This is a genomic window from Bradyrhizobium sp. UFLA05-125 (assembly GCF_059803515.1).
Genome location: NZ_JBANBJ010000026.1, coordinates 23633 through 46323, shown reverse-complemented (window position 1 = coordinate 46323; position 22691 = coordinate 23633). Strand labels below are relative to the sequence as shown.

19 protein-coding genes are annotated in these 22691 nt (G+C 63.6%); 7 read left to right on the top strand and 12 right to left on the bottom strand.

Annotation, left to right across the window (positions count from 1 at the left end):
- Positions 1–40: 40 nt before the first annotated feature.
- The 6 genes from SO156_RS22675 to SO156_RS22650 all read left to right on the top strand — a co-directional run bounded on the left by SO156_RS22675 (position 41) and on the right by SO156_RS22650 (position 6028).
- A complete protein-coding gene (locus tag SO156_RS22675) occupies positions 41–1399 on the top strand; it encodes a formimidoylglutamate deiminase (protein ID WP_458148679.1) in 1359 nt (452 codons plus the stop codon).
- Positions 1396–2127 (top strand): histidine utilization transcriptional repressor HutC, encoded by a 732-nt coding sequence (hutC, locus tag SO156_RS22670; protein ID WP_458148680.1) that lies wholly within the window; start codon positions 1396–1398, stop codon positions 2125–2127. Before SO156_RS22675 ends, hutC begins: the two co-directional genes overlap by 4 nt.
- Before the next feature lie 85 nt (positions 2128–2212).
- Positions 2213–3157, top strand: a complete 945-nt coding sequence (locus SO156_RS22665) for an ABC transporter substrate-binding protein (RefSeq protein WP_458148681.1) — start codon at positions 2213–2215, stop codon at positions 3155–3157.
- A gap of 81 nt (positions 3158–3238) precedes the next feature.
- Positions 3239–4012, top strand: a complete 774-nt coding sequence (locus tag SO156_RS22660; protein WP_027525944.1) for an ABC transporter permease — start codon at positions 3239–3241, stop codon at positions 4010–4012.
- Positions 4009–4794 carry an ABC transporter ATP-binding protein gene (locus tag SO156_RS22655; RefSeq protein WP_458148682.1) on the top strand — a complete coding sequence of 262 codons (786 nt, stop codon included), beginning with the start codon at positions 4009–4011 and terminating at the stop codon, positions 4792–4794. Before SO156_RS22660 ends, SO156_RS22655 begins: the two co-directional genes overlap by 4 nt.
- Positions 4787–6028, top strand: coding sequence for a Zn-dependent hydrolase (locus tag SO156_RS22650; protein WP_498536281.1), 1242 nt, complete (start codon positions 4787–4789; stop codon positions 6026–6028). The genes SO156_RS22655 and SO156_RS22650 overlap by 8 nt, the downstream gene beginning before the upstream one ends.
- Before the next feature lie 2 nt (positions 6029–6030).
- On the opposite strand, the gene SO156_RS22645 is transcribed toward SO156_RS22650, so the two are convergent.
- From SO156_RS22645 to SO156_RS22600, 10 genes are all read right to left on the bottom strand, one after another.
- The gene (locus SO156_RS22645; RefSeq protein WP_498536280.1) at positions 6031–7698 is read right to left on the bottom strand and encodes a GMC family oxidoreductase; all 1668 of its coding nucleotides are present in this window, start codon (positions 7696–7698) and stop codon (positions 6031–6033) included.
- Positions 7695–9227, bottom strand: a complete 1533-nt coding sequence (locus tag SO156_RS22640) for an FAD-dependent oxidoreductase (protein WP_498536279.1) — start codon at positions 9225–9227, stop codon at positions 7695–7697. Before SO156_RS22640 ends, SO156_RS22645 begins: the two co-directional genes overlap by 4 nt.
- 20 nt (positions 9228–9247) lie before the next feature.
- On the bottom strand, positions 9248–10360 hold the full coding sequence (locus SO156_RS22635; protein ID WP_458148686.1) for an ABC transporter ATP-binding protein: 1113 nt from the start codon (positions 10358–10360) through the stop codon (positions 9248–9250).
- A 4-nt stretch (positions 10361–10364) separates the two neighbouring features.
- Complete coding sequence (locus SO156_RS22630; RefSeq protein WP_458148687.1) at positions 10365–11312, bottom strand: carbohydrate ABC transporter permease; 948 nt, start codon at positions 11310–11312, stop codon at positions 10365–10367.
- Positions 11309–12256: a carbohydrate ABC transporter permease gene (locus SO156_RS22625; protein WP_498536318.1), complete on the bottom strand. Its 948-nt coding sequence runs from the start codon at positions 12254–12256 to the stop codon at positions 11309–11311. Before SO156_RS22625 ends, SO156_RS22630 begins: the two co-directional genes overlap by 4 nt.
- 142 nt (positions 12257–12398) lie before the next feature.
- Complete coding sequence (locus SO156_RS22620) at positions 12399–13664, bottom strand: ABC transporter substrate-binding protein (RefSeq protein WP_458148688.1); 1266 nt, start codon at positions 13662–13664, stop codon at positions 12399–12401.
- A gap of 151 nt (positions 13665–13815) precedes the next feature.
- A complete protein-coding gene (locus SO156_RS22615) occupies positions 13816–14589 on the bottom strand; it encodes an enoyl-CoA hydratase/isomerase family protein (protein ID WP_458148689.1) in 774 nt (257 codons plus the stop codon).
- Positions 14586–16175 (bottom strand): acyl CoA:acetate/3-ketoacid CoA transferase, encoded by a 1590-nt coding sequence (locus SO156_RS22610; RefSeq protein ID WP_498536278.1) that lies wholly within the window; start codon positions 16173–16175, stop codon positions 14586–14588. Before SO156_RS22610 ends, SO156_RS22615 begins: the two co-directional genes overlap by 4 nt.
- Before the next feature lie 7 nt (positions 16176–16182).
- On the bottom strand, positions 16183–17178 hold the full coding sequence (locus SO156_RS22605) for a Gfo/Idh/MocA family protein (RefSeq protein ID WP_498536317.1): 996 nt from the start codon (positions 17176–17178) through the stop codon (positions 16183–16185).
- A gap of 5 nt (positions 17179–17183) precedes the next feature.
- Positions 17184–18230: a LacI family DNA-binding transcriptional regulator gene (locus SO156_RS22600; protein ID WP_458148691.1), complete on the bottom strand. Its 1047-nt coding sequence runs from the start codon at positions 18228–18230 to the stop codon at positions 17184–17186.
- 184 nt (positions 18231–18414) lie between these two features.
- Between SO156_RS22600 and SO156_RS22595 the strand changes: the two genes are divergently transcribed.
- Positions 18415–19188: a 3-ketoacyl-ACP reductase gene (locus tag SO156_RS22595; RefSeq protein ID WP_498536277.1), complete on the top strand. Its 774-nt coding sequence runs from the start codon at positions 18415–18417 to the stop codon at positions 19186–19188.
- Between the two features lie 20 nt (positions 19189–19208).
- Here the strand turns inward: SO156_RS22595 and rhaI are convergent, their stop codons facing one another.
- Entirely contained in the window at positions 19209–20507 is a 1299-nt protein-coding gene (gene rhaI / locus SO156_RS22590; protein ID WP_498536276.1) for an L-rhamnose catabolism isomerase, read from the bottom strand.
- Positions 20504–22600 carry a bifunctional rhamnulose-1-phosphate aldolase/short-chain dehydrogenase gene (locus SO156_RS22585; protein WP_498536275.1) on the bottom strand — a complete coding sequence of 699 codons (2097 nt, stop codon included), beginning with the start codon at positions 22598–22600 and terminating at the stop codon, positions 20504–20506. The genes rhaI and SO156_RS22585 overlap by 4 nt, the downstream gene beginning before the upstream one ends.
- Between the last annotated feature and the right edge of the window lie 91 nt (positions 22601–22691).

Here is a 22691-nt window from a genome sequence, read left to right as displayed (position 1 = left end):
CATATAATCGTGGCATGGTTCTGTCCAGCCGGCAGGAAACATGACACGACTGCATTTCGCATCCGCGCTGCTGCCCTCGGGCTGGGCCGACGACGTGCAGGTCGTCGTCACCGACGGCACCATCGCCGAAGTCACAGCAGGCGTCGCGCCTGCGGCCGGAGACGAGCGCCATCAACTCGCCATTCCTGGAATCGCGAGCCTGCATAGCCACGCGTTCCAGCGCGGCATGGCGGGGCTCGCCGAGACGCGCGGCAACACCGCGGACACGTTCTGGACCTGGCGCGAGACGATGTATCGCTTCGCGCTCACGATGACGCCCGATGACGTCGAGAGCGTCGCCACCCAGCTCTATGTCGAGATGCTCGAGCAGGGTTTTACCCGCGTCGGCGAGTTCCACTATCTGCACCACGATCACGACGGCGCGGCCTACGCCAACCCGGCGGAAATGGCGATGCGCATCGCCCAGGCCGCCGAAACTGCGGGGATCGCCCTCACCCTGCTGCCGAGCTTTTATGCGCACGGCACGTTCGGGGGAGCTGCGCCACATGCCGGCCAGCGCCGTTTCATCTGCTCGGTCGACCAGTTTGCAAAATTGCTTGCCGCTTCGCGTCAGGCCGTCAGCAGGTTGCCCGGCGCCAATATTGGCATTGCGCCGCACAGCCTGCGCGCCGTGACGCCGGACGAGCTGGCCGCGATCGTTCCCCTCGCGGACGGCGGTCCGATCCATATCCACGCTGCAGAGCAAACCAAAGAGGTGGAGGATTGCCTCGCCTGGTCCGGCAAGCGTCCCGTGGAATGGCTGCTCGAACACGCTCCTCTCGATCGGCGCTGGTGTATCATTCACGCGACCCATACGACGCCAACGGAAGTCGCTTCGCTCGCGAGGACAGGCGCAGTCGTGGGGCTCTGCCCCATGACCGAAGCGAGCCTAGGCGACGGTATTTTTCCCGCGCGCGAATTCCTCGATGCCCAGGGCCGGTTCGGCGTCGGCACCGACTCCAATGTCCTGGTCGGCATTGCCGATGAGCTGCGCCAGCTCGAATATGGCCAGCGGCTGAAGCACCGCGAGCGCAACGTGCTGTCGAACGGACCCGGTGTGTCGACCGGACGCGCTCTGCTCGACGGCGCTTTGGCCGGCGGCGGCCAAGCGCTCGCGCAAGCCGTCGTGGGACTGAAAGCCGGCGCGCGCGCCGACATCGTCGCTCTCGACACGACGCATCCATCGCTTGCCGGGCGCCGTGGTGACGCCGTTCTGGACGGCTGGATCTTTGCGGCGGGCAAAGGCGCGATCGATTGTGTCTGGGCCAGCGGCAGGAAGGTCGTCGAAGGCGGGCAACATATGCTTCGCCGCTCGGCGCGGGAACGCTTCAACACGACGGTGCGGAGGCTCATCGCATGAGCCTTGCCACCGACAAGCTCGACGACAAGCCGACGCTTTACAAGCAGATCAGGCGCGACATCGAGACCAGGATCTTGACGGGCGAGTGGCCGCCGGGTCATCGCATTCCGTTCGAGCATCAATTGATGGCGCGCTATCGCTGCTCGCGCATGACGGTGAACAAGGCTCTCTCGGAGCTTGCGCAGGCCGATCTGATCGAGCGGCGCCGGCGGGCCGGCACTTTCGTCCGCCGTCCACAGCATCTGTCCGCGGTGCTCAAGATCGCGGACATTCGCGCGGAGATCACCGCGCTCGGCCGCGGCTATGGCTATCAGCTCGTCCAATGCACGCGCCGCACCGCAAGTGCTGCGGATCGCGCCCGTCTCGGGGTGCGCAAGACGGGCAAGGTGATCGCGATCACCTGCCGCCACAGCGCCGATAACGTGCCGTTCGCGCTCGAGGACAGGCTGATCGATCTCGAGGCCGTACCGGAAGCAGCACACGCCGACTTTGCGGCCGAGCCGCCCGGCTCGTGGCTGCTTCATCATGTCCCATGGACAGAAGCCGAGCATACGATCAGCGCCGTCGTTGCAGATGATCGCACCGCGGACGCGCTCGGCATCGCCGTCGGCGCGCCCTGCCTGGTGATCGACCGCTACACCTGGCGCAGCGCGCGGACGCTGACCGCTGTGCGGCTGCTCTATCCCGGCGAGTCCCACCGTCTCGTCGCCCGTTTCAAGGGAGGTTGAGCGGCGACGTCGCAAGCGGCACAATTCATGCAACGTGGTGAGATCAAGTTCGTTCAGCACATCGATCGGCAAGAGGACAACAATCATGCGTAACACAAAAGCATTCGCAGCCATCATTGCTCTCGCAGTGGCGACGCCGGCGCTCGCCGACGACGTCAAGGTCGGCGTCGGCATCTCCGGATGGACCGGCTTTGCGCCACTGACGCTCGCCAAGGAGGCTGGCATCTTCAAGAAGAACGGCCTCGACGTCACGATCAAGAAGATCCCGCAGAAGGATCGCCACCTCGCCATCGCCTCCGGCGACGTCCAGTGCGCGGCGACAACGGTCGAGACCTGGATCTCCTGGAACGCCAACGGCGTCGCGACCAAGCAGATCTTCCAGCTCGACAAGAGCTACGGCGCCGACGGCATGGCGGTGCGCAACGATCTCGCGGCGATCAAGGATCTGAAGGGCAAGACGGTCGCCGCCTCCGCGCCCGGCACCTCACCCTATTTCGCGCTGGCGTGGATGCTCAAGAAGAACGGCCTCTCCGTGAAGGACGTCACGGTCGTGAACCTCGAGCCGGCCGCGGCCGCGCAGGCTTTCGTCTCCGGCCAGAACGATGCCGCGATGACCTATGAGCCCTATCTTTCGACGGTGCGCGCCGCGCCCGACAAGGGCAAGATCATAGCCACCACGCTCGACTATCCGATGGTGATGGACACGTTCGGCTGCACGCCGAAATTCCTCAGCGAGAATCCCAAGGCAGCCCAGGCGCTGGCCGACAGCTATTTCGAGGCGCTCGACATGATCGCGAAGGATCAGACCAAGGCCTATGAGATCATGGGCGCGGACGTGAAGCAGACCGGCGAGCAGTTCGGCAACTCGGCGAAGTATCTGCGCTGGCAGGACAAGGCCGCGAACCAGAAGTTCTTTGGCGGCGAGTTCCTGGGCTTCAACAAGGATGCCGCGGAACTGCTGCTCGAGATCGGCATCATCAAGCAGGCGCCCAAGGTTGAGGATCTCTTCGACGCGAGCTTCATCAAGTAGTCACCGCCAGCGCCAGGCCGGTTCGCTTCGCATGAAGCGAACCGGTGCATGATCTCGCTTCGTCCGGAAACCTCGCCCGTGATGCGTCCCCTCGATCCCGTGACTGCGAAGCAACGTACGGCTTACGGCCTCGCGTTCTTCGTGCTGTTCGTTGCCTTGTGGTCCTGGGCGACCTTCGGGGGCCATGTATCAAAAACCTTCCTCGCGAACCCGCTGACCATGGTGCAGGAGGGCTTTGAGCTCCTGACCCGGCACGGCTTCCTGTTCGACATCGGCATGACGGTCTGGCGCGTCGTCGGCGGCTTTGCGCTTGCAGCCGTCATTGCCGTGCCCCTCGGCGTGCTGATGGGCGCCTACAAGCCGATCGAGGCCTTTCTCGAGCCGTTCGTATCCTTCGCGCGATATTTGCCAGCCTCCGCCTTCATCCCGCTCCTGATCCTGTGGGCCGGCATCGGCGAATTGCAAAAGCTGCTCGTCATCTTCATCGGCTCGGTGTTTCAGGTCATCCTGATGGTGGCCGTCACCGTCGGCGCCACCCGGCGCGATCTGGTCGAGGCGGCCTATACGTTAGGGGCCAGCGACCGCGGCATCATCCGCCGCGTGCTGCTGCCCTCCTCCGCCCCGGAGATCGCCGAAATCCTGCGGCTGGTGCTGGGCTGGGCGTGGACCTATGTGATCGTCGCCGAATTGATCGGGTCGTCATCGGGCATCGGCCACATGATCACCGACAGCCAGGCCCTGCTCAACACCGGGCAGATCATCTTCGGCATCATCGTCATCGGCTTGATCGGCCTCGTCTCCGACTTCCTGTTCAAGGCGTTCAATGCGTGGCTGTTTCCGTGGAAGCTCGCATGACCAAGCTCAGGATCGATCAGGTTTCACGAACCTTTCCTGCGCGCGCCGGCCATGCGCCGACCAAGGCGCTCGAGCCGACCAGCCTGGACGTCGGCGACAACGACTTCGTCACCATCCTCGGTCCTTCCGGCTGCGGCAAATCCACCCTGCTCCGCATCGTCGCCGGTCTCGATCGGCCGACCAGCGGGAGCGTCCTCCTCGACGGGCGCGAGGTGAGCGGCCCCGGCGCGGATCGCGGCATGGTTTTTCAGTCCTACACGCTGTTCCCCTGGCTTACCGTGCGGGAGAACATCGCCTTTGGCCTGCGCGAGCGCGGCATTTCGCAAGACGAGCGCGGCAAGATCGCTGACGCCTTCATCCGCCAGGTGGGGCTGTCCGGCTTTGAAAGTCACTGGCCGAAGCAATTGTCCGGCGGCATGCAGCAGCGTACCGCGATCGCGCGCGCGCTCGCCAATGATCCAAAGATACTGCTGCTTGACGAGCCCTTCGGCGCGCTCGACAACCAGACCCGCGCGCTGATGCAGGAGATGCTGCTCGGGATCTGGGAGCGCGACCAGAAGACCGTGCTGTTCGTGACCCACGACATCGAGGAAGCGATTTTCCTCGGCAGCCGCGTCATCGTCATGAGCGCACGGCCCGGCCGCATCAAGGCCGAGATTGCAGTCGACCTGCCGCATCCGCGCTCCTACAAGATCAAGACCACGCCGGAGTTCGTCCGCCTCAAGGAGCGCCTCGTCGAGGAAATCCGCACCGAGGCATTGAAGGTTGCCGAACATGCCTGACAATCGTTCTATCGCCAATGGCGAGCGCGTGCTCGCCGACCTCAATGCGCTCCGCGCCATCGGCGCCTACGAGACTGGCGTGCACAAGCCGACCTTGTCCGAGCCGCATCGCCGCTCGCTTGCATGGCTGGTCGAAAAGCTTCCCGAAGCCGGTCTCACCGGTGCGATCGACGGCATCGGCAACATCCTTGGCACGAGCACGCGAGCGGGACCGAAACTGCTGGCCGGATCGCACCTCGAAAGCCAGAACTTCGCCGGCTGGCTCGATGGTCCGCTTGGCGTCGTCTATGCGCTGGAGGCGGCCCGCGTCATCAACTCCGATCCGTCGCTGCCCGGCGCCGTCGAGGTCGCGGCATGGTGCGACGAGGAAGGGCATTTCGGTCACTTCCTCGGCTCGCGGTCCTATGTCGGCGGCGTCAGCGAAGCCGACATCGACGCCGCGCGCAACCGCACCACCGGGCAGAGCATGCGCGAGGCACTATCGGATGCGGGCCTTGCAGGCCGGGCGCGTATCGGGGCTGAACCAGGACGCCACATCGGATATCTGGAAGCCCACATCGAGCAAGGCGACGCGCTCGAGACGAGCGGCCTTGCGATCGGCATAGTCACCTCGATCGTGGGCATCTGGCAGTACCGCATCAACTTCGTCGGCGAGCAGAACCACGCGGGCACGACCCGCATGGCTTCGCGCAAGGACGCAGGCTTGGCGCTGGCCAAATTCTGCGTGGCGATCGACGCGCGGTTTCCGGCCGTGGCAGGGCCACGCACAGTCTGGACAACGGGCCGCATCACGCTCGATCCGGGAGCACCGAGCATCATTCCGGGTGGCGCCGAGATGCTATTCCAGATCCGCGACGACGATCCGGCCGTAATCGCCCGCCTGGAGGATCTGCTGCGGACGATGATCGATGAGACCAACGCGAATGGCCCCTGTCACGCGACCATGGAGCGGCTACGTACCGGCGTGCCCGCCAGAATGCATCCGCCCTTCCAGGAGACCATTGAAGCTGCGAGCAAGGCCTTTGCGAACGGACGCTCCGCCCGCATGCCCAGCGGCGCCGGCCACGACGCCCAGGTTCTCGCAACCATCATGCCGGCCGCGATGCTGTTCGTGCCATCGATCGGCGGCATCAGCCATCACTGGACCGAGAACACGGCTGACGCCGATATTGTCACCGGCGCCCAGGTGTTCGTGGACGCCTGCCGGCGCATTCTCGCGGGCAAGCCCGCTTGAACTCATTCTGCAGGGCAACTGAGCGAACCCTTCAGCACGTTGCGGTCGGTGTTCGCCAAGTGTGGTGCAGAGAGAGTCGTCTTTCCGAGAATCAGATCTGCCGCCTTCTCCGCTATCATGATGGTCGGGGCGTTCGTGTTGGATGAGGTGATGCGCGGCATCACCGAAGCATCGCAAATCCGCAAACCATCGATTCCACGAAGCCTCAGCAACGGATCGACCACCGCCAGCTCGTCAGTGCCCATTCGGCAGGTGCCGACGGGGTGATGATCGGTCTTGCAGGTCCGATACGCATAGTCGGCGAGAGCGGCTTCGCTGGTGGCCGCAACACCGGGCATCCGCTCGATCATGACGAACGGCTCGAGCGCGGGTTGCCGGAGAATCTCACGGGCCATCTTCAGCCCCTCGATCGCCGCAGAGCGATCACGCGCATCGGACCAGTAATTTGGATCAATCAAGGGCGACGCGGAAGGATCGCCGCTTGCAAGCCGCACGGTGCCACGCGAGCTCGGCCGCAGGAATGCCGAATTGAGCGTGACGCCTGCATGCTCAAGCTTCTCCACGCCCGCCTCGATTCCCGAACCGAGGCCAAGGTGGAATTGCACGTCCGGCCATTCCAGCGCTCTTGCCGCCGGGTCGGCGTACCAGAAGCCCCCGGTCTCAAACAGGGTGGACGCGACCGGTCCGCGCTTGAACAGCAGATACTCCAGCCCCGCCCAGATCGTGCGGTGCAGCTTCGCATAGCTGTCGTAGGTGAAGTCGCCCTTGCACTCCGCAATCGCATAGAGGTCGAGATGATCCTGAAGGTTCTCGCCCACACCGGGCAAATCGTGGATCGGCTTGACACCGATTGAATTCAGATGGTCGGCCGGACCGATCCCCGATAGCAGCAGAAGACGAGGCGATCCGATGGCGCCGGACGCAAGGATGACCTCCCGTTCGGCCCGAACGATCTCCCGCTCCCCTCCGCGCACCGACTCGATTCCCACAGCACGCCCATTCTCGACCACGATCCGGGTGCTGTAGGCGCCGGTCAGGACGGTGAGATTCGGTCGGCCACGGATCGGCTTCAGATAGGCGGTGGCGGTCGAGCATCGCCGCGCATCTCGCACCGTCACCTGATAGTGGCCGACGCCCTCCTGCCGCGCACCATTGAAATCGGCATTGTATTGAATTCCATATTCCTGCCCGGCTCGCAGAAAAGCCTCGCTGATCGGCAGCGGGTTGACCGGCACCGAAACGCCGAGCGGACCACCGCGCGCATGGTAGGCATCGACGAAGCGCTGGTTGTCTTCGGCGCGCTTGAAATACGGCAAGACATCCGCGTAGCTCCAGCCTGTCGCGCCATCCGCTGCCCAGCCATCATAGTCTCGGGCGTTACCACGGGTATAGACCTGCGCGTTGATGCTGGAGCCGCCGCCGAGCACCTTCGCCTGGGTATAGCGCAGCACCCGCCCGCCAAGGTGGCGCTGGGGTACCGTCGAGTATCCCCAGGATGCAATGCCCCTGGTCATCTTGGCAAAACCCGCCGGCATGCCGAACAGCGGGTTGTTGTCGCTGCCGCCTGCCTCGAGCAGGAGCACCTTCGTCGACGCATCGACGCTCAGACGGTTGGCAAGCACGCAGCCGGCGGACCCGGCGCCGACGATGATGTAATCGTAAACCGTCATCTCATGTCCCCAAGAGTTCGAAGATCATGAGTTCGAAGGTCGGTCCTCGCAACATGATCCGCGACGCGCAACGCCTGGGCGGCGATCGTCAGTGACGGGTTCACCGCCGCCGAGGTCGGCAGGAACGACGCATCGACGACGAAAAGATTGGGATGATCAAAGGCACGACAGAACGGATCGAGCGGTGATGTCGCGGGATCGCGGCCGATGCGCACCGTCCCGCACTGATGCGAGGGCGTGCGCCGGTCGAACGCCTTTGACAGTACGATCGGGTAACCTGCAGCACGCAGCCGTTCCCTCAACGCTGCCACCAGCGCCAGATGGGTCGTCCAGTTCGAACGCTGCCAGTCGAGCCGGATATTTCCACCATCGACCGTCACACGGCTCGCGGCGCTCGGCAGATCCTCGCTCATCGCGTACCAGTCGACCGCGTGCCGGCTCATCAGGCCCAGCGCCAATTCCGGCGCGAGCGGCATGTTGGCCTTCAGAATCGGCGCGGTGACACGTCCAAGCAGCTGAATGTTGCCGAGCGGCGGTCCGCCGCGTCCATCATCGAGATAGAAATCATTGACGCCGATCGTCTTCTGGTAGATCGAATCGTTGACGACACGCGGGTCGATCGCCAGCACAGCCGAGGCATTGTGGTTCATGAAGTAGCGGCCGACTGCATCGGAACGGTTGGCGATGCCGGCCTGTGACGAACGCAGAAGCAGCGCGGCTGAATTGACGGCGCCTGCCGCGAGCACGACGATCTGGGCACAGATCATCCTCCGCTCACCGGCCTGAATGACCTCGACGCCGGCGATGCGTTTACCGTCCGGCTCGGCGACAAGCCGCTCGACCTGTGCACCTTCGCGCAGTTCGACATTGTCGTGGGCGAGAGCGCAGGCAAGCCCGCAGGACTCGGCATCCATCTTGCCGTGCCCGGCGTCCGGGAATGCATCCCAGGGTGTCTTGGCGCGTTTGAGCCATGTCTCGATGTCGATGCCGAGCGGCAGTGAGAACGGATTGAGCCCGATCTTCTTGAGCCGCTCTCGTACCGCGGCGATCGCCGGCTCATCCGGCACCGGACCGAACGGGTAAGGTGCGGAGTGAAAAGGCTCCGAGGAATCGTTCCCGAGCGCGCCGCGCACGTTATAGAGTTGCTCTGCACGGCTATACCATGGCTCCAGTTCGCCATAGCTGAACGGCCAGCCCGGCGTCGTTCCATCGCGATGCGCGATGGGAGCAAAGTCCTCGGCGCGGTAGCGGATCAGCACCGCCCCGTACAGCTTGGTATTGCCGCCCACATAGTAGTAATTGCCGGGATTGAAGGCCTTCCCTGCCCCATCGAGCCAGGACTCCTGCGGCCGGAAAACCCCACGCTGGAAGATTGCCCTCGCGTCCCGCGCGGCCTCGCAGTCGCGCAGGCGCTGGCCGCGCTCGAGGATCACGATCTTTGCGCCGGTAGGCGCGAGACCGGCGGCAAAGGTCGCACCGCCCATTCCAGAACCGATGACGAGAACATCGGTTGTCTCCGTGATCTTCATGCGGCTCTCGCAGCGCTCGATCAGATGCGGTGCGTGGTCGCTGGGTCGAACAGCACCGCCTTGTCGAGATTGAACGCAAAAGTGTGCGGTTGCCCGAGCCGGATGTCGGCATCCGCACGCATGCGGGCGGTCACCTCCTTGCCCGCGACCCGGATGACGACATAGGTGTCCGATCCGGCAGGCTCGATGATCTCCACGTTGGCGTCGAACCGGACAACCGATCTGGCGTTGCGGTCCATGCTTTCGTCATCGTTCACGGCCTCGGGACGAATGCCGAAGATCACCTTGGCACCGTCCTTGAGCCCGGCAGCATCGGCACTCGCCGGCACGGGCAGCATGATCGATGACCCATCCTTGCGCGCGAGCGCGATCCGCTGTTGGCCATCCGCCTGCGTGACCGTGCCCTCCAGCAGGTTCATCGCCGGAGATCCCATGAAGTCCGCGACGAACATGTTGGCGGGACGATTATAGATTTCGCTCGGACTTCCCACCTGCTGCAGTTCGCCATTCTTCAGCACGGCAATCTTCGTCGCCAGCGTCATGGCCTCGATCTGATCGTGCGTGACATAAACGATCGTCGTGCCGGTCGTCTGATGCAGACGCTTGATCTCGACCCGCATGTCGACGCGCAGCTTGGCATCGAGGTTCGATAAGGGCTCGTCGAACAGAAAGACACTCGGGCGCCTGACGAGCGCTCGTCCCATGGCGACACGCTGTCTCTGTCCGCCGGAGAGCTGGCTCGGCCGGCGCGACAGGAGATGTTCGATCTGCAAGGTCTTCGCGACCCCGGCCACCGCCTTGTCGCGCTCCGATTTCGGAACACCGCGCATCTCCATACCGAACCCCATGTTCTCGGCGACCGACATGTTCGGGTAGAGCGCATAGGATTGGAACACCATTGCGATGTCCCGCTTCGACGGGTGCAGGTCATTGACGACAGCGCCGCCGATGCGGATCTCGCCCGAGGAGATCCCCTCCAGGCCTGCAATGGTGTTGAGCAGGGTCGACTTGCCGCAGCCGGACGGGCCGACCAACACCAGAAAGCCGCCCTTCTCGAGCGTAATGTCGATCCCCTTCAGGACTTCGATCGTCCCGAAGCGTTTGCGAAGCGAGCTGATCTCGAGCGTGGCCATCTCTTCATCCCTTCACGGCGCCAGCCATCAGGCCGCGGACAAAATATCGACCGGCAATGACATAGACGAGCAGCGTCGGTGCGGCGGCGATGATCGCGGCCGCCATGTTGACGTTGTATTCGACTACACCCGTCGATGTGTTGACGAGATTGTTGAGCGCAACCGTCATTGGCGCGGTATCGCCGGCAGCAAAGGTCGAGCCGAACAGGAAATCGTTCCAGATGTTGGTAAACTGATAGATCACGGTAACGATGATGATCGGCGTCGAGTTCGGCAGCAGGATCCGGCGGAATATCTGGAAGAAGCTCGCACCGTCGATCATCGCGGCCTTGACCAGTTCGGACGGAAACGCCGCGTAGTAGTTGCGGAAGAACAGGGTGGTGAATCCGAGGCCATAGATGACGTGCACGATCACCAGATTGACCGTCGCGTTGCCGAGACCAAACGACCAGCCCGTCAAGTCAGCAAGATCAACTCCGATGCGACCGAGCATGCCGAGGATCACGGCCATCGGGATGATGACCGATTGGAACGGGATGAAGCAGGCAAACAGCATCATCCCGAACACGAGCTTGTGGCCGGGAAAGCTCCACTTGGTCAGGACATACCCGTTCAAGGCACCTAGCAGAGTCGAGATCAGGACTGCCGGAACGACCATCTTCACCGAATTGAAGAAATAACCGCTGATCCCGCGCGTCTCCGACACTCCGATGCGCGCCTCGCCCCACGCCATGGACCATGGCGCGAACGTCAGATGCCGCGGGAGCGCGAACATGTTGCCGCCGGTGACCTCATCCAGCGGCTTGAGCGACGTCATCACCATGACGACGAGCGGCACGAGATAGACGAGCGCGAACAGAAACAACAGGCCATAGATGACGATCCGTGTCGTCCGAGAATGACCCGGACCGCGTCGCGCCGGTGCTGACGTGATGAGATCCGCGGCGCTCATCGGTTCTGCTCCCTGGTTTCGGAGTAGATGTAGGGCACCATGATTGCCGCGATCGTCATCAGCATGATCACCGCGCTGGCCGATCCGACCGCCATCTGGTTGCGGGTGAACGTGTAGGAATACATGAAAGTTGACGGCAGCTCCGCCGCCCCGCCGGGATTCTTGCCGGTCACCGACAGCACGAGGTCATAGGATTTGATCGCCATGTGGGCCAGAACGATCAGGGCCGAGAAGAAGACCGGGCGTATGATCGGAATGACGATGCGGCGGTAGGTCTGGTAGGTCGAGGCGCCGTCGATCTGTGCCGCCTTGAGGATTTCGCCGTCGACACCGCGAAGCCCGGCGAGAAACATCGCCATGACGAAGCCCGAGCTCTGCCAGATGCCGGCGATCGCGACGCAATAGATCATCATCTGCGGATCGACCACCCAATCGAAATGGAAGCTGGTCCATCCCCAATCATGCATGGCGTTTTCGAGCCCGATGCGCGGATCCAGGAACAGCTTCCAGGCCGTGCCGGTCACGATGAACGACAGTGCCAGCGGATAGAGATAGATCGGCCGCAAAATACCTTCGCCACGAATCTTCTGATCAAGCAGGATCGCCAGCAGCAGGCCGAGGAACAGGCAGAAAAAGATGTAAAGGCCGCCGAACAGCCCCATGTTGACGAGGGCGGTGTACCAGTTCGACGGCGGATCGGTCTCGAAGGTCCAGTTCCACAGCCTCATGTAGTTGGTAAAGCCGATGAGGTTTGTGGTCGGAAACGCCTTCGAACTCGTGAACGACAGAAACAGGGTCCAGAGATTGAAGCCGTAGACGAAGACCAGCACGAGCAGGAATGACGGCGCCAGCACAAGCCGTGGCAGCCAGTCCTGGAACCACCCGCGCAGAGACGGGCCTAGCTTCCGCCGGGCCATTGCGGTTGCCGCCTCGCGTTCGGTCATCGCGGTCATGATGATCCTCCGAAAGCCACGCCCCGTCGCCGCGACGAGCCCTGGACGGCGACGCAGGCGTAGCGATGACTTCGATTTCGATAACCTCTCCCGTTTACAGAGCAGCGCAAACGGGAGAGGAGCCGCCGAGCCTCTACTTGGCGGCGTTGATTGCCTTCACCAGCTCGGTCACGGCAATATCCGACGTCTTGATCCCGCCGTGCATGAACTTCGTCACGACATCGTAGTACGCCGTGGCGATGGCCGGCGGCTGGGCGTAGTTCTGGGCAAGCGAGCCGAAGAACGTTCCCTTTGCGTTGGCCGCCTTGACGTCCGCGATGCCCTTCTTGCCGCAGATGTCGAAGGCAGCGTCGGAAACGTCCGTTCTCGCCGGGACGGAGCCCTTGATGACGTTGAACGCCGACTGGACGTCGGGGCTCATCGTCACCTCCGCGAGTGCGAGCTGCGCCGCCTGGCGATCCGCCGGGACCTTGAAGAAGGCGAACATGTCGGAGTTATAGAACACCGACCCGTCCGTCCCCGGGAAGCGGTAGCAGAGGAAGTCCTTCCCGGCTTCCTTGTGGGCTGCTGCGAACTCGCCCTTGGCCCAGTCGCCCATCACCTGCACGAGCGCATCGCCCTTGATCACCATCGCAGTGGCAAGGTTCCAGTCGCGACCAGTGTAGTTCGGGTCGACATAGTCGCGCAGCTTGGCGAGGTTGTCGAACGCCTTCTTCATCGTGTCCGACTTGAGCGCGCTCTCGTCGAGATCCACGAACGCCTTCTTGTAGAACTCAGTGCCGCCGGTCGACGCGACGATCGAATCGAACATCGTCGCTTCCTGCCAGGGCTGGCCGCCAAGTGCGAGCGGAACGACGCCGGCCTTTTTCGCCTTGTCGAGCAGTGCGACGAATTCATCGAAGTTCTTCGGCTCCGTTCCGCCAATTTTCTCCATGACGGCCTTGTTGAGCCAGATCCAGTTGACGGAGTGGATGTTGACAGGAACGGCGCCCCATTTGCCGTTGGTCTTGGCGAACTTCTGCAGCGCCGCCGGAATGACCTTGTCCCAGCCTTCCTTGTCCGCAAGATTCGAGATATCGGCAAGCGAACCCTGCTCGGCGTATTCGAGCGCGTAGTAGCCGAGGATCTGCGATGCCGTCGGCGGATTACCCGCGGCGACATTGGCCTTCAGCGTGGTCATTGCCGCACCGCCGCCGCCGCCCGCCACCGGCACGTCCTTCCAGGCATATCCCTTCTTGGCGACTGCCTGCTTGATGACGTCGAGCGCAGCCGCTTCGCCACCTGACGTCCACCAATGCAGCATCTGCACTTCCTTGATGTCCGCCGCGTGCGCCAGCGTCCCATAGCTGATGGTGACGGCAGCCAAAGCCGTCGAGATCAGAAATGCGCGGAACTTCATACGCGTGTCCCTTCCCTTTTTTGGTCGTTTCCTGCCGGAAGCGGTCCGGCACCGTTTCGAGAAGCCTGTTCGGCTCTTGAATTTCATTATCGTTGTCGTCCGCGGTTGCCGCCGAACCCATTAGAAACGGCCCGCCTTCAAAGCTCCTTTCCTACTGTCCAACAAAACGGGGCGCGCGCTTGCCCCTGAAGGCGGCAACGCCCTCGGCGAGATCATCGGTCGTGGCGGTGAGCGCGCCGGCAAGCCCTTCGATGGGGGCGTCACTGTCCTCCCCTTCAGCCGCATTGATCATGGCCTTGACGATCTGCACGGCAAGTGGGCCACGCGCGGCAACGTCGGACGCGAGGCTTTCGGCGCGCATCAGTGCTTGGCCGCCGTCGGTCACCTCGTCGACCAGCCCGAGCTCGCAGCCCTCTTCGGCCGTGAACAGACGGCCCGTGAGCGCCATGCGGCGAACCACGGAGGCGCCGAAGCGGCGAACCAGGCGCTGCGTTCCCGACCAGCCCGGCGCCATGCCCAATCCCGTCTCCGGAAGTCCGAGCTTGATGCCGCGCTCGGCGATGCGGACGTCCGCTACCGCAGCGAGTTCCAGTCCGCCGCCGAAAGCGTGGCCGGTGAGCGCCGCAATGAGCGGCATACGCAGGCGTGCCAGCGCCTCGAACGCGCGATGGCCTGCGCGCGTCCAGTCGCGCCACATGTCGAGCGCCGGCAATCCGCCCCAGGCCGCAATATCGCCGCCGGCGCAAAATGCCTTGCCCTCGCCGAACAGGATCGCAACGCGGGTCTCGCGCGAGGCCTCGATGGCCCGCGCCGCCTCGCCGAGCGCCTCGATCATGTCGCGATCAAGCGCATTGAGCTTGTCGGGGCGCTTGAGGCCGAGCCGGGCGATCGATCCCTGAAAGGTCAATTCGACAAACGGGCTCAAGCTGCCCTCCGCAATTCGAGGCCAATCGGTTCGGGACGGAACAGCGTGGCCGGTATCAACTTCAAATTGCCAGCCACTCGCAGCGGGAACTCCGATTGTGCAAGCACGTCACGCTGCAAGTCAACACCGGGTGCGATTTCGACGACGGTGACGCCTTCCGGCTCGAGCCTCAGGACGCAGCGCTCGGTAACGTAAACGATCTCCTGCCCCTGCGCGACCGCCCGCCTGCCCGAAAAGGACACCTGCTCGACCTCGTTGACGAGCTTCCTGACCTTCCCTTCCCTGGCAATCCGCAAGGAGCCGTCGGCGATCTCGAGGCCTGCGCCGGCGGTAAAGTAACCGGAGAACACGATGCGCTTGGCCCGCGCCGTGATGTCGACGAAGCCGCCAGCCCCGGCCGTCACGTGGGGACGGAGACCGAGCTTCGAAACGTTGACCGAGCCCGAGCGGTCGATCTGCAGGAACGAGAGCAGCGACATGTCGAAGCCACCGCCCTGGAAATAGGTGAATTGATGTGGCGACTGGACGATGGCCTCGGCATTGGACGCGCAGCCGAACTGGAAGTCGAGCAGCGGAACGCCACCTATGGCGCCCTGCTCGATTACCCAAGTGACCGCACCGTGCCGGCCTTCCTCGATCAGAATACGAGGGACGTTGGCCGAAATGCCGAATCCGATGTTGACGGCGTCGCCGTCGCGAAGCTCCATCGCGACGCGACGCGCGATGGCTTTGCCGACGTCGAATTTCGGCGTCTCGAACGAGGCGATTGGCCGAAAGATCTCGCCGGAAATCGCGGGTTCGTAGGGCGTGTTCGTGGTCTGGAGCTGGTCCGGGGCGACGACGATCACGTCGACGAGAACGCCGGGCACGACAACGTCGTGGGGACGCAAGGTGCCGGCAGCCGCGAGGCGCTTGACCTGGGCGATCACAAGGCCGCCATTGTTGCGCACGCTCAGCGCCTGATCGAGCGGCCCGAGAATGCCCCCCTCGTGCTCATAGGAGAGGTTTCCGCGCTCGTCCGCGGTGGTGGCGCGAACGATCGCGACCTGCGGAACGATGCTCGGGAAGAACAACCAGTCGTCGCCGGCGAAATTCACCCGACTGACGATCGGCTCGGCGGCGGCCTTGGGGTTCATCGCACAGCCTTCGCGCGCCGGGTCGACGAAGGTGTCCATACCGACCTTGGTCAAAACGCCCGGGCGCTTTGCGGCGGCTTCGCGATGCATGTCGAACAGGATTCCCGACGGCACGTTGTAGGCGGGGATGGCGTTCCCCGAGATCATCTCCCAGATCGCGGGGGGAGCGGCGGAGGAAGGGCCGGACGGATAAGACCCGGCCAGGACCTTCTTGAGGCATCCAGGCTTTGCGATGTGATCGATGCCTTTGACGCCCCACATGTCGCCGGCGGCGATCGGATGCAGCGTCGTCAGGTTACGCGGGTGGCCTTCGGCTTCAAATCTTGCACCGATCGCGGCGAGCACCGCATCCGGGCAGCCGAGTCCGGACGACGAAGAGACCGTCACGACGGCACCGTCGGGGATCAGACGGGCCGCCTCGGAAGCACTCAAGATCTTCGTTCGTGCCATGTCCGCCTCAGGTCGTCAGATCGATGGGAGTCTCGCGCTCCGTTCGCGCAGCCTCACGCGTCGAGAGCGCAACGCTCAGGGACCTGATCCCGTCCTCGCCCGTTGCAGAGGGCGCCCCACGGCCCGCAACAGCATCGCCGAACAGGCGCACCGCCCGCAGATAGAGATTCTCGTGCGCGACCGAGAGCTGCCTCTCTCCATCCCGATTCCGCAGCACGACCTCGCCCTTGGACTGCTGGGTCATGCAGTCGGTCCCGATCAGCGATCCCTCCTCGCCATGGACCTCGAAGCCGGTCACCGCGTATCGGGTCGTGAAGGCGTCGTGGAACTGGGCAATCAGCCCGCTTTCGAAGCGGACCACGCCCATCACGCCGTCTTCGAGACCTGTCTGGCCCATACCACCCCGCGACGTCATCGCGGTCACGGCGACAGGCTCCTCGTCGAGCACGAAACGCATGGTGTCGGCGTCATGAACGGTGATGTCGAGCACGACGCCGCCACCCGACTCCGGCCGCTCGATCCGCCAGCCCTGCAGGTGCGGCGGCAGGTAGACCGCATGAAACACGCGGGCAAACAGCGGCTTGCCGATGTGGCCCGCCTTGATCGCGGCGTGAATTGCGCGATGGGTGGCCGCATTGCGCAAATGATGGTTCGTCCCCATCTGCACCCCTGCCGCCTTGCAGGCCGCGACCATTCGCCTTGCGTCCGCCAGGTTCAACGCAAGCGGCTTTTCGCACAGCACGTGCTTGCCGGCCGCGGCTGCGGCCAGAGTTTGCGAGCAATGATGCTCGTTCGTTGTCGAGATATAGACCGCATCGATACCGCTTCCGAGCAACGCCTCGAGGTCCGTCGTTGCTGTCGCGATCCCATTCTCGCCAGCAAAGCGCTTCGCGCGCTCCGGATCGCTGCTCATCACAGCCACCACCTCGCCGTTCGCCCCGCGGAAGGCCTCGATCATCCACTCGCGCGCGATCGTACTTGCACCGATCAATCCCCAACGCAGGCCACTCAAGATGCGATCCTCCGTTTGAATGTCGCTCCACAACTCTCCCGAACGACCAACCGCGCTTCGCCGACGTAGCTCTCGAGACGACGCTCGCCCTCGTTGATCTGCCTCAGCAGCATCTGCGCGGCGCGTTCTCCGAGACTGCCGGCATCGACCGACACGGTGGTCAGAGCGGGAGAGACATGACGGGCCTCGGCGGTGTCATCGAAACCGACGACGGCAACGTCGCGCCCGACCGTCAGCCCCTGTCGTGCGATCGCCAACATCGCACCGATGGCCACGACGTCGTTGAAGCAAACCACCGCCGTCGGCCGCCTCTCCGACGACAGCAAGCGCTTCATGGCGTCGAACCCGCCGTCCTTGGTCGGCATGCTCTCAATGATCCGCGCGGGCTCGACGGCAAGTCGCGCCTGCTCCATAGCGCGCGCAAACCCGGCGACACGGTCCTGGAAGACGACCATTCGGCCGACACCGCCGACGAAAGCGATATCGCAATGGCCGAGCTCGATCAGATGTTCGGTCGCCCGCGTTGCACCGGCCAGATTGTCGGAAACCACCAGCGAGGCCCTCGCCCCGATGATCCGCCGGATCGCGAGCACGATGGGCAGACGCGCCTCGAGCCGCGAGATCTCCGCCACATCAGTATCGAGCGCCGGACTGAGGATCAGGCCGGCAGCGCCATGCTCCCGCATCGAGCGGACGACCTCGGCCTGCCGGACGACGCTCTCGGCGGTATTGGCGATGAACGGAACGAAGCCGGAGTTTTGCAGGGCGCGCTCGATGCCAATGGCAAGCTCCGCAAAAAAAGGGTTCGACAGATCATTGATGACCATTCCGACGATGTCGGCCCTCGCACGGCGCAAGCTCGCAGCCCCGCGGTTGTAGACATAGCCGAGAGCGTCCATCGCCCCCGCCACGCGCTGGCGCGTCTCCTCTCTGACGAGAGGACTTCTCTTGAGCACGAGCGATACCGTCGACTTCGACACACCCGCCGACTTGGCAATGTCGAGAATCGTCACCGCACGAGATTTGCGCCCCGCACGCGCCATGCCCTTCGCGAGCCTCCCGAAATTTGGAACGTTCCAAATACTCCCATTCTCCTCGATGCGCAAGGCTAGAAAACACGGCCAATGCGGAATTTTGGTCTCGAACGCTAAATCCTTTCTATTATAGAACGTTCCAAATCAGGCGGCGCCCATTCGCTTGGGCTCAAGCGCATGAAAGGAGACCGATATGATCGATCAGCGACGACCTTGCGCTTTGGTAACGGGAGCGGGGCGCGGCATCGGCCGCGCCATCGCGCTCGCGCTATCGAGAGCCGGCTTCTCGATCATCGTGAATGATCTGCCGGGCTCGGAAGCTTCTGACGAGACGGTGGCAGCCATCCGCGAAACAGGCGGGGATGCAAAGGCCATCGCGCTGGATATTTCGCAGGTCGAGCAGCATCATCAATTCGTGGACGACGCCTGGGATGTCTTTGGCGGCATCGACTGTCTCGTCAACAATGCCGGCGTATCCGTCAGCGTCCGCGACGATCTCCTGAAGATGACGCCGGAAAGCTATGACCGCGTCATGGGGATCAATCTGCGCGGCCCGTTCTTCCTGACTCAGGAGGTCGCGCGGCGAATGATCGGCACGCAATCGCACCACTTTCGCAGCATCATCACGATCTCGTCGATCAATGCCGAATTCGCCTCGACTGACCGCGGCGAGTACTGCGTCTCCAAGACGGGCTTGTCCATGATGACCCGGCTTTTCGCGATCCGGCTCGCCGATCACGGCATCGGATCCTACGAGCTTCGGCCTGGGATCATCCGAACGCAAATGACTGCCATCGCCAAGGACAAGTACGACCGGCTCATTGGCGAGGGTCTCACGCCTATCAAGCGCTGGGGCGAGCCCGAGGATATCGGAAAGGCCGTCGCCACCTTGGCAACAGGCCAACTCGGCTATTCGACGGGAGATGTCATCCACGTCGATGGCGGTCTGGCGTTGCGGAAGCTCTGACGCGGAAGCGAGCCCCTCGCCTACACAATTCCCGCCGACGTCCCGGCGATGGCGGGACGCTCCTTCGCCTTTTGCGCCCGATAGCCGGATGCGCGATAGGCCGCGATCGGCGCGATCGCACCGCCGGCGCGCAGGCGGGCAATGGCGAGCAGCGGCGAGACGTCGGTCGTGAAGGCGCGTTTCAATTCGAGATGCGCACCGAGCGCGTCATTGGCCCCTTGCGCCGCCTCGAGCGCCGCGCGATCGACGATGAGGGCCTGCGCATAGGCGCGCTGCAACTCGATCGCCGATTGCATCAGGCTCTCGATCGGATCGGTGACGTTGTGCGACTGGTCGATCATGTAGGCGGGCGCGAACCCATCCGCCTTGCGCCGCTCGGCGTCGATCAGCTCGTTGAAGACGAGAAACAGCCGGAACGGCTCGACCGAGCCGGTGTCGAGATCATCGTCGCCATATTTTGAATCGTTGAAATGGAAGCCCGCGAGCTTGCCGAAGCGAACGAGCCGGGCGACGATCTGCTCGATATTCACGTTCGGCGCATGATGGCCGAGGTCGACGAGGCAATACGCCTTGGGGCCGAGCTCCTGCGCCGCGGCGAAACTCGTGCCCCAATCCGAGATCACGGTCGAGTAGAACGCCGGCTCGTAGAGCTTGTGCTCGAGGAACACGCGCCAATCAGTAGGGAGTGCGGCGACGATCTCGCGCATCGCGTCGATATAGCGATCGAGCGCCTTGGTCAGATTCGATTGTCCGGCAAAATTCGAGCCGTCGGCGATCCAGACGGTCAGCGCATTCGAGCCGAGCTTGCGGCCGATCTCGATGCATTCGATATTGTGCGCGACCGCCTGAGCGCGTACGCGCGCATCGGTATGCGACAGCGAACCGAACTTGTATGAAAGCTCCTGCCCCGGCTGATCCTGGAACGTGTTGGAATTGACAGCGTCGAAGGCAAGGCCGTGCGTCGCGGCTATTTCGCGCAAGGCTGCATAGTCGTCGACCTTGTCCCACGGAATGTGCGGCGAGATCGTAGGAGTTGCCCGCGCCAGTTGCTGGATCACGGCGCAATCGTCGATCTTCTCGAAGAGATTGCGCGGCTCACCTGCCCCCGGAAAGCGGGCGAACCGCGTCCCCCCTGAGCCGACACCCCAGGTCGGAATGGCGACTCCGAAGGCCATGACCGTCTGAACCAGGGCTTCGGCGTCGATCCCGTGCCGCGCCAGCGCGCGCTTCAGGGCGTCATAGTCTTCGGTGGCCGCGTCTTCGAGCCGCGCGTTGTGGTCGGCGATGAAATCGGCACTGATCGAGAACGGCGCGCTCATCGCGTGAATGCCTGGGCGTTGCCGGCGTCGACATTGAGGATGTTGCCGGTCGATTTGGCCGAAAGGTCGGACGCGAAGAAGTAGACGCCTTCGGCAATATCCTCCGGGAAAACCGACAGTTTGAGCATCGAACGCTGGCGATAAACTTCCTCGAGCTGGTCTTCGGTGACCTTGTTGGACGCCGCACGCTGCTGACGCCACTCGCCTTCCCAGATCTTCGAGCCGCGCAGCACCGCATCCGGATTGACTGTGTTGACGCGGATGCCATGCGCCGCGCCTTCCAGCGCCAGGCAGCGGGCGAGATGGATCTCCGACGCCTTGGCGGCGCAATAGGCCGAAGCGCCGGCCGAAGCCGCGAGACCGTTCTTCGAGGCAATGAAGATGATGGCGCCGCCGATGTTCTGACGCTGCATCAGCCGGAACGCCTCGCGCGAGACGAGGAAATAGCCGGTGGCGAGAATGTCCATGTTCTTCTGCCACAGTCCAAGACTGGTGTCCTCGACCGGCGAAGCCGAGGCGATCCCGGCATTCGATACGACGATGTCGACGCCGCCAAAGGCACGCGCGGCCTCTTCGAACGAAGCAACCACTGCTGCTTCGTCGGTCACATCGAGCTTCACGCCGATCGCGGCGTCGCGGCCATGGCGTTTCGTGATCGCCGCAACGCGCTCGTTCAGCGCCTTCTCGTCGATATCGGCAATGACGAGGCAAGCGCCTTCGCCGAGCAGCCGCTGCGCGGTCGCCCCGCCAATGCCGCCGGCGCCGCCGGTCACGTAGGCGATCCGCCCGGCGAGCGATTTCGGCTTGGGCATGCGCTGGAGCTTGGCCTCTTCCAGCAGCCAGTATTCGATATTGAAGGCCTCCTGCTCGGCGAGGCCGACATAGGCGCTGACGCCTGAGGCGCCGCGCATGACGTTGATGGCGTTCACGTAGAACTCGGCCGCAACGCGCGCCGTCGCCTTGTCCTTGGCAAAGGTGAACATGCCGATTCCCGGCACGAGATACACAATCGCATTGGGATCGCGCATGGCTGGCGAGTCCGGATGCTTGCAGCGCTCGTAATAGGCGGCGTAGTCGCGCCGATAAGCGGCGAGAACGTCCTCGAGGCCCGCGATCACCTCGTCGAGATTGTCGCGCGCGGGATCGTAGGGCAGCAACAGCGGTCGGATCTTGGTGCGAAGAAAGTGATCCGGACAGGAGGTGCCGAGCGGCGCCAGCGTCGTCAGCGCGCTGGAGTTGACGAACTCCAGTACCTCCGGGGCATCGGTGAAATGGCCAATCTTGCGCTCATCCGCGGAGATCCTGCCGCGGATGAGCGGCATCAGCCTGGCTGCGATCGCGCGGCGCCTTTCCGGCGAGGCCGTTTGGACCTTGGCGCCGCCGAAAGCCGGCTTCTTTTCATGCGCGGCAAGCCAATCGGCGGCCTGCTGAATCACGCGCAAGGTCATCTCGTAACAGGCTTTCGACGTCTCGGCCCAGGTGAAGAGCCCGTGCCCGCCTAGAACCACGCCGACATAGTCGGGATGGCGCGCGGCCATCTCGCCGAGTTTCAGGCCGAGATCGAAGCCCGGCCGCTGCCACGGCAGGAACCCAAGCTTGCCGTCGAAAACCTCGCGGGTCAGACGCTCGGCGTCGACTGAGGCAGCAATGGCGATGACCGCATCGGCATGGACGTGGTCGACATGCCGGTGCGGCACGAAAGCGTGCAACGGCGTATCGATCGAAGTCGCGCGCGGGTTGAGATCGAAGGTGCAGTGATTGAACAAGGCGACCATCTCGTCCTCGTGGGCGAGGCCGCGATAGAGGCCTTTCAGGCTCTCGAGTTTGTCGAGGTACAGCGTCGAAAAGCCGTCGCGCTTCATCGAACCAAGGTCGCCGCCCGAACCTTTGACCCAGAGCACGCGTGCGCTCGCGCGCGTCAGCGGATCCTTCATCTCGATCTTGGCCGAGGTGTTGCCGCCGCCGAAATTGGTGATGCGCAGATCGGCCCCGAGCAGGTTCGAGCGGTACAGCAATTGACCTGCTTCATCGAGGCTGGCGGCGAGCGCGTCGTCCCAGAGATTTGGCAGGGGCGTGGCCGCGACCTCGCTCATTAGGCATTCTCCCTGTGCTTGATCTCTGGGCAACTTAGGCCACGGATTCAATCAAGGTCAATCACCGACACTCAACACTGCGACGCAATAT

Coding starts and splice junctions, on each gene's coding strand:
- SO156_RS22660 (WP_027525944.1), top strand. CDS start 3,239: ATGCGTCCCCTCGATCCCGTGACTGCGAAGCAACGTACGGCTTACGGC.
- SO156_RS22675 (WP_458148679.1), top strand. CDS start 41: ATGACACGACTGCATTTCGCATCCGCGCTGCTGCCCTCGGGCTGGGCC.
- SO156_RS22600 (WP_458148691.1), bottom strand. CDS start 18,230: ATGGCGCGTGCGGGGCGCAAATCTCGTGCGGTGACGATTCTCGACATT.
- rhaI (WP_498536276.1), bottom strand. CDS start 20,507: ATGAGCGCGCCGTTCTCGATCAGTGCCGATTTCATCGCCGACCACAAC.
- hutC (WP_458148680.1), top strand. CDS start 1,396: ATGAGCCTTGCCACCGACAAGCTCGACGACAAGCCGACGCTTTACAAG.
- SO156_RS22585 (WP_498536275.1), bottom strand. CDS start 22,600: ATGAGCGAGGTCGCGGCCACGCCCCTGCCAAATCTCTGGGACGACGCG.
- SO156_RS22635 (WP_458148686.1), bottom strand. CDS start 10,360: ATGGCCACGCTCGAGATCAGCTCGCTTCGCAAACGCTTCGGGACGATC.
- SO156_RS22655 (WP_458148682.1), top strand. CDS start 4,009: ATGACCAAGCTCAGGATCGATCAGGTTTCACGAACCTTTCCTGCGCGC.
- SO156_RS22665 (WP_458148681.1), top strand. CDS start 2,213: ATGCGTAACACAAAAGCATTCGCAGCCATCATTGCTCTCGCAGTGGCG.
- SO156_RS22640 (WP_498536279.1), bottom strand. CDS start 9,227: ATGAAGATCACGGAGACAACCGATGTTCTCGTCATCGGTTCTGGAATG.
- SO156_RS22610 (WP_498536278.1), bottom strand. CDS start 16,175: ATGGCACGAACGAAGATCTTGAGTGCTTCCGAGGCGGCCCGTCTGATC.
- SO156_RS22595 (WP_498536277.1), top strand. CDS start 18,415: ATGATCGATCAGCGACGACCTTGCGCTTTGGTAACGGGAGCGGGGCGC.
- SO156_RS22620 (WP_458148688.1), bottom strand. CDS start 13,664: ATGAAGTTCCGCGCATTTCTGATCTCGACGGCTTTGGCTGCCGTCACC.
- SO156_RS22630 (WP_458148687.1), bottom strand. CDS start 11,312: ATGAGCGCCGCGGATCTCATCACGTCAGCACCGGCGCGACGCGGTCCG.
- SO156_RS22650 (WP_498536281.1), top strand. CDS start 4,787: ATGCCTGACAATCGTTCTATCGCCAATGGCGAGCGCGTGCTCGCCGAC.
- SO156_RS22645 (WP_498536280.1), bottom strand. CDS start 7,698: ATGACGGTTTACGATTACATCATCGTCGGCGCCGGGTCCGCCGGCTGC.
- SO156_RS22625 (WP_498536318.1), bottom strand. CDS start 12,256: ATGACCGAACGCGAGGCGGCAACCGCAATGGCCCGGCGGAAGCTAGGC.